This is a genomic window from Ectothiorhodospira sp. BSL-9, assembly GCF_001632845.1.
In the GTDB taxonomy this organism is placed as follows: Bacteria; Pseudomonadota; Gammaproteobacteria; order Ectothiorhodospirales; family Ectothiorhodospiraceae; genus Ectothiorhodospira.
Genome location: NZ_CP011994.1, coordinates 1,077,268 through 1,089,636, shown reverse-complemented (window position 1 = coordinate 1,089,636; position 12,369 = coordinate 1,077,268). Strand labels below are relative to the sequence as shown.

Sequence of the window (12,369 nt, the reverse complement as noted above, 5' to 3'; positions counted from 1 at the left end):
GTGGCCCCCTATTTACCGATGCAAAATGAGGAAAAGATCTGCCCCAGCAGGTCATCGGAGGTCACCTTGCCGGTGATTTCCCCCAGCGTGTCCTGGGCCAGGCGCAGTTCTTCGGCCATGAGCTCCGGGGCCTGGGTGGTGTGGAAATGCTGGCGGGCTTCATGGATATGCTGGCGGGTGCGGTCCAGGGCATCCAGGTGGCGGCGGCGGGCGGTGAACAGGCCCTCCGGGTCGCCATCGTAATGCAAATGCTGCTTGAGCAGTTCCCGCAGGGTGCTGATGCCCTCGCCGGTGCGTGCGGAGAGGTAGAGGCTATCGCTACAGTCCACCGGGACCTGGTCGAGGCAATCCAGCTTGTTATGGACTGTGATCACCCTGAGGTGCTCGGGCAGGCGTTGGCGGATGTCTGCCTCGGCCTCCCCCTCGCCCAGGGTGGCATCCACCACCAGCAGCACCAGATAGGCCTTCTCGATCTCGGCCCAGGCCCGGCGGATGCCTTCCTGTTCCACCGGATCATCGGACTCGCGCAGTCCGGCGGTATCCACCAGGTGCAGGGGTAGCCCGTCCAGGCTGACATGCTCCTTGAGTACGTCGCGGGTGGTGCCGGGGATGGCGGTGACAATGGCGGCTTCCCGGTCCACCAGGCGATTGAGGAGGCTGGACTTGCCAGCGTTGGGGCGTCCGGCAATCACCAGATGGACGCCTTCGCGCAACAGATTGCCCTGGCGGGCGCTGTCCATGAGCGTGTCCAGGCGGGTGCTCAGGGCGTCCAGGCGCTGGCGGATGCCCGCGTCCTCCAGCAGATCCAGTTCCTCGTCGGGGAAATCCATGGCCGCCTCCACGTAGACCCGCAACTCGGTCAACGCGGTAAGCAATTCGTCCACGCAGCGGGAAAACCCGCCTTCCAGTGAACGGCGGGCACTGCGGGCCGCAGCGGCTGAGCCGGCGTCGATCAGGTCGGCAACGGCTTCGGCCTGGGTCAGGTCCAGGCGGTCATTGAGAAAGGCGCGCTCGGTGAACTCACCTGGCCGGGCCAGCCGGCAACCCCGGTCGACACAGGCGGCCAGGATCAGGTCCATGATGACGGGACCCCCATGGCCCTGCAGCTCCAGAACATCCTCGCCGGTGTAGGAATGGGGCCCGGCAAAGAACAGGGCCAGGCCGGTGTCGATGGCCTGCCCCGAGGCATCCTGAAAGTCCGCCAGCAGGGCCCGGCGCGGGGCCGGCACCCGCCCCAGGCACCCCTGGGCCACGGTGCGCGCCAGGGGTCCGGAGACGCGCACGATACCCACGCCACCGCGCCCCGGTGGGGTGGCGATGGCGGCAATGGTATCGGCGTCGGCCCCGATCACCGTGGATTACTTACGCGATTTACCACCCCGCGGGCGCTTCCGGCGCGAACCCTTGCCTGCACCGCCCTTGTTCTGGGCGGGTTTTGCGGCTTGGGCCTTGGGTGGCTGCGACGGTGCTTCGTCGGTTTTATCGTCGGCCTTTGCCGCAGGCTCCGCCGGCGACTCGGCACGGGTCTCGGTGGCGGCTTCACTGTCCGCCTGGCCCGGGCTGGTGTCGCTGGCTTCAGCGCTATCAGTGCCAGCGTCATCCGCGCTGTCATCATCACCCTGCTTGCTGCGGGAGCCCTTGGGTGGGCTGCCACCGGGCTTGACCATGGCCGCCTCGATGTTACGGGTGATGTAATACTGCTGAGCGATGGACAGCAGGTTGTTGGACAACCAGTACAGCACCAGACCCGCCGGGAAGAAGGCGAAGAACACGGTGAAGATGATGGGCAGGGCCATCATGATCTTCTGTTGTACCGGGTCCATGGGCGCCGGGTTCAGCTTGTACTGGGCGATCATGCTGGCGCCCATGAGCAGGGGCAGCACGAAGTAGGGATCGCGTACCGACAGATCCTGAATCCACAGGATCCACGGGGCCTGCCGCAGCTCGACACTCTCCAGCAGCACCCAGTAGAGGGCAATGAAGACCGGGATCTGCACCAGGATGGGCAGACAGCCCCCCAGGGGATTGATCTTCTCCTTCTTGTACAGCTCCATCAGCGCCTGGTTCATGCGCTGCTTGTCATCCCCGAAGCGCTCCTTGAGCGCCATCATCTTGGGCTGCACTGCACGCATCTTGGCCATGGAACGATAGCTGGTGGCCGAGAGCTTGTAGAAGACCAGCTTGATGAGCAGGGTCAGGATGATGATGGCCCAGCCCCAGTTGCCCACGAAGTCATGGATGACCCGCAGCAGCCAGAACAGGGGCGCGGAGAGCACCGTGAAGATGCCGTAGTCCACGGTCAGTTCCAGGCCATCCCGGATTTCAGACAAGGGCTGCTGAGCCTTGGGGCCGATCCAGATCCGCGAATTGAGTTCACCCTGCCCGCCCGGTTCGATGGTCACCGGTTCGGAACGCAGGCCGATGATGTACTGGGGCTGACCTCCGGAGGTCACCTCGCGGGTGTAGAGCAGGTTGACCTCGTCGTCGAAGGGTACCCAGGTGCTCAGGAAGTAGTGCTGGATGACGGCGATCCAGCCTTCGGTGATATTGCGTTCGCGAACGTCCTCGGCCAGGTCCTCGAAGCGTTCCTTTTCATAGCGGCCATCGTAGTAGGCAGCGCCGGTAAAGGTGTACAGGAACCAGGAGTCACGATCGGGTGTGGGCCCGTGGCGCAACTGACGGTACTGCCGACCGGTCCAGGGCTGGTCACTGGTGTTCTCCACCTGGTGGCTGACGTCCACCAGGAAGTCGCCGCGGCGGAAGGTGTAGGTCTTGGTGACGCGGATTCCGTCTTCGCTTTCCCAGGTGAGCGGCACACGGAGTTCGTCCTGCCCGTCCTCCATGCGGAACTCGGTCTGTTCGGCGCGGAAGATGGCGTGGTGGGAAGGGGCGCGGCCGGCGTGTTCCACATTGGGCACACGGTCATGGATCAGACCGGATTGGGCCACGTAGTCACGGGTGCGCTCATCCAGCAGCCTCACCGGGTTGTCGGGCTCCCGAAGGCTCACCGGATAACTGGGCAGATCCGCACGCACCAGATCACCGCCACGGGTATCGATCAGCAGGTCCAGCGTGTCGGTGACCACGCGGATCTGTTGACGCTCAATGCCACTGATGGCATCGGCCTCCAGGGGGGCGTCCCTGGCCTCCGAGTCGGGGGCATCCGGCATGTCATCACGGCGCTCGCCAGCCTCCTGATGCGCGGCATCGGAACGGTCGGGAGAGAACTCGGGCTGGGGACCGTAGTCCACACGCCAGGCCTGCCAGATGAGGAATAGCAGGAAGACGAGGGTGAGATAGAGTATTGGACGGAGGTTATCCATGATTTCGCGGGGGTCGATGATGGCCGTGAGCGGGGTCCGGAACGGGGTCATACCCGCCCTCGCACCAGGGATGGCAGCGGGCAAGCCGCTTGATCGTCAGCCAGGAGCCATACAGGGCACCATGGCGTTCGATGGCTTCAATCCCGTAGCAGGAACAGGTGGGCAGAAAACGGCAGTGTTGCCCGACGAACGGACTGAGCGTGTATCGGTAGACCTGGATCAGGAAGACGAGGATCTTTCGCATTGGATACTCATCCGTTGCCAGAGTCGGTCCAGGGCTTCACGCAACTGCTCGTTGCTGTAGCGTTCGGCCCGGGGTTTGCATAGGACCACGATATCGATGGCCCCGAGTGAATCCCGATGATGTCGAAACGATTCCCGGATCAGGCGTTTGACCCGGTTGCGCTGTGTGGCGAGCCGCACGTTGCGCTTCGCCACTGCCATCCCCAGTCGCGCGGTTTGCGGCGCGTCGCTGGGGTGATGACGCCAGAGTCCGGTAAAGGGTGCTTCTGAAACCCGGCGTGCGCCCGCGAAAACCTGTTGGTAATCGCTGGCGCACGTCAGCCTGGCGGCGCGGGGGAAACCCCTGTCTGCGGGCCTGCCGGCTGGTCGGGCCAATCGATCAGGGGCAGAGACGGGCGCGGCCCTTGGCGCGGCGCGCAGCCAGCACTTTGCGGCCGCCACGGGTGGCCATGCGGGCACGGAAACCATGGGTGCGCTTGCGATGCAGGTTACTGGGCTGGAATGTTCTTTTCATGATGGCGGACCAGGATAGATTCTAATGAGTGAGTGGACGGAACACCCCATCCAAGGCGCGTAAAAGTACCCGCGATTCCCGTGGGTGTCAATGTCGTGGCCCATGAAGGGTGATCAGGATGTGGAAAAAGGTGTGGATAACTCTTCCGCGCCCAGAGTAGACTGGCGCGTTTATCCACCACCAGCCCTGGAGAATTACCCTTGGTCGGCAGCTCCCTTTGGCAGCAATGCGTCACGCGCCTGGAGGGCGAACTCTCCGAACAACAGCTCAACACCTGGATACGTCCTCTGCATGCGGTGGAGGAGCCGGAAGTCCTGCGCCTGCTCGCACCCAATCGATTCGTGCTGGACTGGGTGAAGGATCACTTTTTCGAACGCATCGACCAGGTGGTGAACGACACCTCCGGTGAACAGTCGATGCGGGTGCATCTGGAAGTGGGCAGCAGCCAGCGCCCTGCTCCGGCCAAGGCCCCTGCCCGAACCGCAAACGCCCCTGGTAGCGCCGGTCAGGGCCATGGCCCGCGCGGGGTCCGCAATACAGCCATGCGGCAACCGCAGCAGGAGGCGGCGCCACAGCCAGCGGCCAGTTCGCCTCAGTTCACCAACAACCTGAACCCCAATTTCACCTTCGATAATTTCGTGGAAGGCAAGTCCAACCAGCTGGCCCGGGCGGCAAGCCTTCAGGTGGCCGGCAATGTGGGCATGGCCTACAATCCGTTATTCCTGTATGGAAGTACAGGTCTGGGCAAGACCCACCTGATGCACGCCATCGGTAACGCCATTCTGGCCCATCGCCCCGGGGCCAAGGTGGTGTATCTCCACTCGGAGCGTTTCGTGGCCGACATGATCAAGGCCCTGCAGCACAACTCCATTGACGAGTTCAAGCGCTACTACCGCTCGGTGGACGCCCTGCTGATCGACGATATCCAGTTCTTCGCGGGCAAGGAGCGCTCGCAGGAGGAGTTCTTCCACACCTTCAATGCGTTGCTGGAGAGCCAGCAACAGGTGATCCTGACCTGTGATCGGTATCCCAAGGAAGTGGATGGTCTGGAGGACCGCCTCAAGTCCCGCTTCGGCTGGGGTCTGACCGTGGCCATCGAACCGGCGGAACTGGAGACCCGGGTGGCCATCCTCAATCGCAAGGCCGAGGAGGCCGGGGTGGAATTGCCCAGTGAGGTGGCCTTCTTCGTGGCCAAACGGATCCGCTCCAACATCCGTGAGTTGGAAGGCGCGTTGCGCCGGGTGCTGGCCAATGCACATTTCACGGGCAGCGCCATCACCCTGGAGTTCGCCAAGGAGGCCCTCCACGACCTGCTCGCCCTGCAGGACAAGCTGGTCACGATCGACAACATCCAGAAGACGGTGGCCGAATACTTCAAGATCCGGGTGTCGGATCTGCATTCCAATCGGCGCAGCCGGTCCATCACCCGCCCCAGACAGGTGGCCATGGCGCTCTCCAAGGAACTCACCAATCACAGCCTGCCAGAGATTGGCAAGGCCTTTGGGGGGCGTGACCACACCACGGTGCTGCATGCCTGTCGAAAGGTTCAGGAACTGCGGGAATCAGATGCCCGTATTAATGAGGACTTCGTCAACCTGCTGAGAACGCTGACCAGCTGACCTGGAACCGGGCTGGAGACAGGTGATCCGGTGTGGGCGGTGGGCAGGACTGTTGATAACCTGTGGGGCAGCACGGGACAAAACCGGCTTCCGGAGTTATCCACATTCCCTCAACAGTTTGTGCGTGGCTTATCCGAGCGGCTGCGCACAGTCCCGAGGTCGTGCAAGTTCATGAAAAATATGGTTAACCCGAGCGTTATCCAGGCCAATGCCGGTTGCTAATTATCATTACTAAAGTAAGTCTTTAAAAAGATCATTATTAAAGGGTCTCCCTGATGAAATTCAGCATAGAGCGCGAACGCCTGCTCAAACCGCTACAGCAAGTCGTCGGCGCCGTGGAAAAACGGCAGACCATGCCAATACTGAGCAACGTGCTTATCCGGGCGGAGACCTCCCGACTGGAACTGGTAGCCACCGACCTGGAAGTGGAATGGGTGGCCGACATGGAGCATTCGGTGGCCAGCCCGGGTGTGGTGACCGTGCCCGCACGAAAGCTGCTCGATATCTGCAAGGCATTGCCGGAGGGGGCAACCGTCGGGTTGCATCACGAGGGAGACCGGTTGCTGGTGAGTTCCGGGCGCTCTCGTTTCACCTTGAGCACGCTGCCCGCCGATGACTATCCCTCCCTGGAAGAGATGCGCGCCAATCTGTCGCTGGAAGTCACGCAGCGTGAATTGCTGGATCTCATGGAGCGCACCTCCTTTGCCATGGCGGTGCAGGATGTGCGGTATTACCTCAATGGACTGATGTTCGAGGTGGAGCCGGGTACGGTTCGCACGGTGGCCACCGACGGGCATCGACTGTCCTTGTGTGCGATCGAGTCCATCGTTGAAACCCAGGAAAGTCAGCAGTTGATCCTGCCCCGTAAGGGGGTGATGGAATTGAGCCGCTTGCTTGAGCGGGTGGATGACAAGGTGCGTCTGGAGCTGGGGGCCAGTCATCTGCGGGCCGTCTTTGCCGGTCTGCAGTTCACCTCCAAGCTGATCGATGGGCGGTTTCCGGATTACAAACGGGTGGTGCCTGAGGACGACGGGCATGTGCTCAAGGTGGACCGGGAACTGCTCAAACAGGCATTGGGACGCACGGCCATCCTCTCCAACGAGAAGGTGCGCGGGGTACGCATGGAATTGGGAGAAAACCTCCTCAAGCTGCAGTCACACAATCCTGAGCAGGAAGAGGCGGAAGAAGAGCTGGAGGTGGAATACGCCGGTCCTGCCATGGAGATCGGCTTCAACAGCACGTACCTGCTGGATGTGGTGAATCATCTGGAGGGCGAGATCATGGAGATCAAGTTCCGCATGTCCGGGGCCTCCATCGTCATTCGCGACCAGGTGATGCCCAGGGCTATTTACGTGGTCATGCCTATCCGCCTTTGAGGATGAGTCTCTCCCGGCTCGAAGTCTTCAACCTTCGCATCTTTGAAAGGGCCCGGCTCGATCCCGTACCGGGCCTGAATCTCATCATTGGCCCCAACGCCTCCGGCAAGACCAGTCTGCTGGAAGGGATTCATATGCTCGCCACGGGGCGATCCTTTCGAACGCCGCGCATCGAGCATGTTGTCCACCGGGGCAGCCGCGAACTCATGGTCACCGGTCAGGTGACCCACCTCCAGTCGGAAAAGATCCGCGTGGGTATTCGCAAGGGTGCCTCGGGGACGCGTGGTCGTCTGGCCGGGCGCACTGTGCGCTCCCAATCGGAACTGGCCCGGGTGCTGCCGGTACAGGTGATTCACCCAGACAGCCACGAATTGCTGGCGGGGTCGCCAGCGGAGCGCAGGTCCTTTCTGGACTGGGGCCTGTTCCACGAGGCACCCGAGTACATGACGATCCTGCAGGGCTATCGCCGCGCATTGAATCAGCGTAACGAGGCGCTGAGGCGAGGCTTCCCGGACAACGTGCTGACGGGATGGGAGCGGGAACTGGGAGAGCGGGGAGAAGCGCTGGATCGCTATCGGCGCCGCTACCTGGAACGACTGTGGGAGATCCTGGTGGGGCTGCGTGGACAGTTGCCGGACGTGGATGGGATGACCTGGGAGTATCGCCGTGGCTGGAAGGATGGCGTGAATCTCGGCGAAGCCCTGGCGTCTGGGCGGCATCGAGAGCGGGAACTGGGGTACACCCTGATGGGCCCGCATCGTGCAGAACTGGTCCTGAAGCGGGACGGGGTGTCGCTGGCCATGGAGGCATCCCGGGGGCAGCAAAAGACGGCGGTGCTCTTGTTGAGGCTCACTCAAGTGGCTGCCCATCGGCAAGCGACGGGGCGGTCCGCTGTGGTCCTGGTGGACGATCTGCCCTCGGAGCTGGATGCGAATCGGCGGGAGGCCGCCCTGGAATTTCTCCGTGGACTGGAATGTCAGGTGTTTGTCAGCGCCATCGAGGAGGCTCAGGTGCAGGGTGTGGGCCACTGGTCGAGCCACAAGATGTTCCACGTGGAACATGGGAAGCTCAGGCCCGACTGGAACTGACCGAAGCATGATGTTCCACGTGGAACATCATGGCCATCGCACCATCCATCCCGGGGCGAAGTCCACCGAAGTGTTATAATGCCCGCTTCATTTCAGTTCACTGCAGGCAAAGCATGACCGACCTTACGCCTCCCACCTACGACTCATCCAATATCAAGGTCCTCAAGGGCCTGGACGCAGTCCGCAAGCGCCCGGGGATGTACATCGGTGACACGGACGACGGTACCGGCCTGCACCACATGGTTTTCGAGGTGGTGGACAATGCCATCGACGAAGCCCTGGCCGGGCACTGCCAGCAGATTGTAGTGACCGTCCATAGCGACGGTTCGGTCAGCGTGAGTGACGATGGTCGTGGTATTCCGGTGGACATCCATCCCGAGGAAGGTCGGTCCGCCGCCGAGGTCATCATGACCGTGCTTCATGCTGGCGGCAAATTCGACGACAACTCCTACAAAGTGTCCGGAGGTCTCCACGGCGTGGGTGTTTCCGTGGTGAATGCCCTGTCGGAGACCCTGGAGATGACCATCTACCGGGGCGGTCAGACCTTCCGCCAGACCTACCACATGGGCGTGCCAGAAGCCCCTCTCAAGCCGGTGAGCGAAACGCAGAAAACGGGCACACTGATCCGCTTCAAGCCCAGCCCTGAGGTCTTCGGTGACACCGAATTTCACTACGACATCCTCTCCCGCCGCCTGCGGGAACTGTCGTTCCTCAACTCGGGCGTGCGCATCGAGTTGGTGGATGAAAGGGATGAAGGCAAGCGGGATGTGTTCGAGTACCAGGGCGGGATTCGCGCCTTTGTGGAGCATCTGAATCGGAACAAGACCCCCCTGCACCCCAACGTGATCTACATGGATGCCGACCGTGATGGGTTGGGTGTGGAGATCGCCCTCCAGTGGAATGACTCCTACCAGGAAAACATCTTCTGCTACACCAACAATATTCCTCAGCGCGATGGCGGTACCCACCTGGCCGGATTCCGCTCCGCCCTCACCCGCACCCTGAACCAGTATATGGACACCGAAGGTCTGCTGAAGCGCCACAAGGTCAGCCCCACTGGAGATGACGCCCGGGAAGGCCTCACCGCCGTCCTGTCCGTGAAGGTGCCCGATCCCAAGTTTTCGTCCCAGACAAAGGAAAAGCTGGTCTCCTCGGAAGTGAAGGGTGTGGTGGAATCGGTCATGGCCGACGCGGTGCACAACTTCCTCCTGGAGAATCCCACCGAGGCCAGGATCATTACGGGCAAGATCACCGACGCTGCCAGGGCTCGGGAAGCGGCCCGCAAGGCTCGGGACATGACCCGCCGCAAGGGTGCGCTGGATGTGGCTGGCCTGCCCGGAAAGCTGGCTGACTGCCAGGAGAAGGACCCTGCCCTCTCCGAACTGTTTATCGTGGAGGGTGATTCCGCCGGCGGTTCCGCCAAGCAGGGGCGCGATCGGCGCTCCCAGGCCATCCTGCCCCTCAAGGGGAAGATCCTGAACGTGGAGAAGGCCCGTTTCGACAAGATGCTCTCCTCTGCCGAGGTGGGTACCCTGATCACCGCCCTGGGGTGCGGGATCGGCAAGGATGAGTTCGACCCGGACAAGCTGCGCTACCACCGCATCATCATCATGACCGACGCCGACGTGGATGGCTCTCACATCCGCACCCTGCTGCTGACCTTCTTTTACCGCCAGATGCCGGAGCTCGTGGCCCGCGGCCACATCTATATCGCCCAGCCGCCGCTTTACAAGATCAAGCGGGGCAAGCAGGAACTCTACGTCAAGGATGAGCTGGAAATGACCAATCTGCTGCTCAACCAGGCGCTGGATGGGGCCAAGCTGCTGGTCCACGAAAATGCCCCGCCCGTGAGTGGCGAGGCCCTGGAGGATCTGGCGCGACGCTACAACAGCGTCATGGCTGCGGTGGCCCGCCTCGGCCGTCGTTATGACCGTCACCTGCTGGAGCGTATGGTGTTCTCCTCGCCCCTGGCCGATGAGCAGCGGGCCGACCGCGATCAGCTGGAGGCCTGGTTCAACCACGTCATGGATGGCCTGCAATCGGACTCGGCCGGGGCCACCCAGTATCGAATGGAGATCCAGGACGACGACCGCGGCGGCTATCAGGTGCATGTGGTGCGCCTGATGCATGGTGCCGAGATTCGGGATGTCTTTGGCGCGGACTTTTTCGAGTCGGCAGAATTCCGTCTGTTGCGCAGCCTCGCAGAACGCCTGGATGGCTTGCTGGACGAGGGAGCCAGTATTCAGCGGGGCGAGCGTCGTCAGCCCGTGAGCAGCTTCCGGCAGGTCATGGACTGGCTCATGGCCGAGGCCCGCCGTGGTCTGGCCGTGCAGCGCTACAAGGGTCTGGGTGAGATGAATCCCGAGCAGCTGTGGGAGACCACCATGAATGCCGAGACCCGCCGTCTGCTGCAGGTGCAGGTGGAGGATGCGGTCCGTGCCGATGAAGTCTTCACGACCCTCATGGGGGATCACGTGGAACCCCGACGGGAATTCATCGAGGCCAACGCCCTGACGGCGTCCAATCTGGATATCTGATTTCTCCCTGCCCGACCCTGATCCAGGCGATCATGGGTCGAAAACAGCCGATCCGCTGGGCGACATTCCGCGACCGCCTGGGGCACAATGGTCCCCAGGCGGTTTCACTATCCGACAGAGGTCAATGTCATGGATATCGGCGGTTATGTCATGCTGGGCATCTTTTTCCTGATTGCCCTGTATTCGGTGCTCATCTACAACAACCTGGTGAACCTCAAGCACGCGGTTTCCAAGTCCTGGTCCAACATCGAGGTGCTGCTCAAACAGCGCTATGATGAGTTGCCCAAGCTGGTGGAGGTCTGCCGCCAGTACATGGCCTACGAGAAGGAAACCCTGGAGCGGGTCATGCGGGCCCGGTCAGCGGTGAATGCCGCGCAGCAACGAGGCGATGTCAAATCCCTGGGCGAGGCCGAGGATGGCCTGCGCATTGGTCTGGGCAATCTATTTGCCGTGGCCGAGGCTTATCCGGATCTCAAGGCCGATGAGAGCTATCGCCACCTGCAGACCCGTATCAGCGGCCTGGAAAACGCCATCGCCGACCGGCGCGAGTATTACAACGAAAGCGTCAATCGCAACAACGTGCGCATCGAGCAATTCCCCGATCTTGTGATTGCCCATCTGTTCCGCTTCGGTCCCTTCGATCTCCTGGAATTCTCCCGCCGCGAGACCCAGGATGTGGACGTGCGGGCCCTGTTCAATTGATCAAGGGTCGTTCTGCCCGTGCTGGATCCAGGTGAATTCTGGCTCCTGGCAGGCCTGCTGGGCGCCCTTCTTTGCCTCTCGCTGTTCGGCTTCATCCGCGGGGCCACCCGCAAGCGCCTGATTGCCGATACGCCCACCTCGCGGGTCCGCTCGGCCGCTCAGGGCTATGTTGAACTGATCGGCCAGGCCCGCCTCATGGAAGGCCCCCCCATCATTGCCCCCCTCACCGGCACCCACTGCGCCTGGTACTCCTATCGGATTGATCGACGCGACCGTAGCGGCTCCGGGCGTCGATCGCGCCAGCGCTGGACCTGCGTGGATCAGGGAACCAGCACGGATCTGTTCTACCTGGTGGATGATACCGGCCAATGCGTGGTGGACCCGGAGGGCGCTCAGGTGGTCCACGTGCATCAGGACCGTTGGCACGGGGATTCGCGCCGGCCGCTGGTGGGCCCGGGGGGCGGCGGGACCTTCCTGGGGGCGGGGCGTTATCGCTATATCGAAAACCGCCTGCATCTTGAGGATGACCTCTATGCCATCGGTTATTTCCGCAGTCACGTCACCGGCGATGAAACCACCTTGAGTACGGAGGTGGCGCAGATCCTGAGGGAATGGAAAAAGGATCCGGCCACCCTTGCCCGCTTCGATGCCAATGGTGATGGCGAGATCTGCCTGGACGAATGGGAGGCCGCCCGGCAGGCCGCCACCGATCAGGCGTTGATGCAGCGCGCGGAGCGCGCCATGGCCCCCGCCACGCATCTCATGAGCCGTGGTCCCGACCGTCGTCGCCCGTATATTCTCTCCGCCCTCCCCGAGGATCAACTGGTGACCCGGTATCGCTGGATGGCTCGTCTGAGTGGTCTGGGCTTCCTGCTATCGGTGGGGGCCTTGCCTGGCTCTTCCTCGCGGGCTGACCGAACGACCGGAAGGCTCCTCACCGTCCATGGCAAAACCTGATCTCCGGCAC

The 12,369-nt window shown here is 62.3% G+C and carries 10 protein-coding genes and 1 pseudogene; 6 read left to right on the top strand and 5 right to left on the bottom strand.

Annotated elements, in window-relative coordinates:
* Window positions 1–8: 8 nt before the first annotated feature.
* The 5 genes and pseudogenes from mnmE to rpmH form a co-directional block, all read right to left on the bottom strand.
* Window positions 9–1,352, bottom strand: coding sequence for a tRNA uridine-5-carboxymethylaminomethyl(34) synthesis GTPase MnmE (mnmE, locus tag ECTOBSL9_RS05220; protein ID WP_240481058.1), 1,344 nt, complete (start codon window positions 1,350–1,352; stop codon window positions 9–11).
* Between the two features lie 273 nt (window positions 1,353–1,625).
* A pseudogene (gene yidC, locus ECTOBSL9_RS05215) lies at window positions 1,626–3,323 on the bottom strand (membrane protein insertase YidC); the annotation flags it as partial.
* Window positions 3,316–3,567 (bottom strand): membrane protein insertion efficiency factor YidD, encoded by a 252-nt coding sequence (gene yidD, locus ECTOBSL9_RS17255; protein ID WP_084307031.1) that lies wholly within the window; start codon window positions 3,565–3,567, stop codon window positions 3,316–3,318. The pseudogene yidC and the gene yidD, both read right to left, overlap by 8 nt.
* Entirely contained in the window at window positions 3,543–4,007 is a 465-nt protein-coding gene (gene rnpA / locus ECTOBSL9_RS05210) for a ribonuclease P protein component (RefSeq protein ID WP_240481057.1), read from the bottom strand. Before rnpA ends, yidD begins: the two co-directional genes overlap by 25 nt.
* Window positions 3,946–4,083, bottom strand: coding sequence for a 50S ribosomal protein L34 (gene rpmH, locus ECTOBSL9_RS16425; protein WP_275260101.1), 138 nt, complete (start codon window positions 4,081–4,083; stop codon window positions 3,946–3,948). The genes rnpA and rpmH overlap by 62 nt, the downstream gene beginning before the upstream one ends.
* A gap of 197 nt (window positions 4,084–4,280) precedes the next feature.
* Here rpmH and dnaA point away from each other — a divergent pair, with 197 nt between their 5' ends.
* The 6 genes from dnaA to ECTOBSL9_RS05180 all read left to right on the top strand — a co-directional run bounded on the left by dnaA (window position 4,281) and on the right by ECTOBSL9_RS05180 (window position 12,359).
* Complete coding sequence (gene dnaA, locus ECTOBSL9_RS05205) at window positions 4,281–5,699, top strand: chromosomal replication initiator protein DnaA (protein WP_063464176.1); 1,419 nt, start codon at window positions 4,281–4,283, stop codon at window positions 5,697–5,699.
* A gap of 275 nt (window positions 5,700–5,974) precedes the next feature.
* Complete coding sequence (gene dnaN, locus ECTOBSL9_RS05200; RefSeq protein WP_063464175.1) at window positions 5,975–7,075, top strand: DNA polymerase III subunit beta; 1,101 nt, start codon at window positions 5,975–5,977, stop codon at window positions 7,073–7,075.
* Between the two features lie 2 nt (window positions 7,076–7,077).
* Window positions 7,078–8,163, top strand: coding sequence for a DNA replication/repair protein RecF (recF, locus tag ECTOBSL9_RS05195; RefSeq protein ID WP_063464174.1), 1,086 nt, complete (start codon window positions 7,078–7,080; stop codon window positions 8,161–8,163).
* Between the two features lie 113 nt (window positions 8,164–8,276).
* Window positions 8,277–10,700 carry a DNA topoisomerase (ATP-hydrolyzing) subunit B gene (gene gyrB / locus ECTOBSL9_RS05190; RefSeq protein WP_063464173.1) on the top strand — a complete coding sequence of 808 codons (2,424 nt, stop codon included), beginning with the start codon at window positions 8,277–8,279 and terminating at the stop codon, window positions 10,698–10,700.
* Between the two features lie 129 nt (window positions 10,701–10,829).
* On the top strand, window positions 10,830–11,402 hold the full coding sequence (locus ECTOBSL9_RS05185) for a LemA family protein (RefSeq protein WP_063464172.1): 573 nt from the start codon (window positions 10,830–10,832) through the stop codon (window positions 11,400–11,402).
* Window positions 11,403–11,420: 18 nt separating this feature from the next.
* Window positions 11,421–12,359: a GIDE domain-containing protein gene (locus ECTOBSL9_RS05180; RefSeq protein ID WP_082829750.1), complete on the top strand. Its 939-nt coding sequence runs from the start codon at window positions 11,421–11,423 to the stop codon at window positions 12,357–12,359.
* Window positions 12,360–12,369: the final 10 nt, after the last annotated feature.

Coding starts and splice junctions, on each gene's coding strand:
- gyrB (WP_063464173.1), top strand. CDS start 8,277: ATGACCGACCTTACGCCTCCCACCTACGACTCATCCAATATCAAGGTC.
- yidD (WP_084307031.1), bottom strand. CDS start 3,567: ATGCGAAAGATCCTCGTCTTCCTGATCCAGGTCTACCGATACACGCTC.
- recF (WP_063464174.1), top strand. CDS start 7,078: ATGAGTCTCTCCCGGCTCGAAGTCTTCAACCTTCGCATCTTTGAAAGG.
- dnaN (WP_063464175.1), top strand. CDS start 5,975: ATGAAATTCAGCATAGAGCGCGAACGCCTGCTCAAACCGCTACAGCAA.
- ECTOBSL9_RS05185 (WP_063464172.1), top strand. CDS start 10,830: ATGGATATCGGCGGTTATGTCATGCTGGGCATCTTTTTCCTGATTGCC.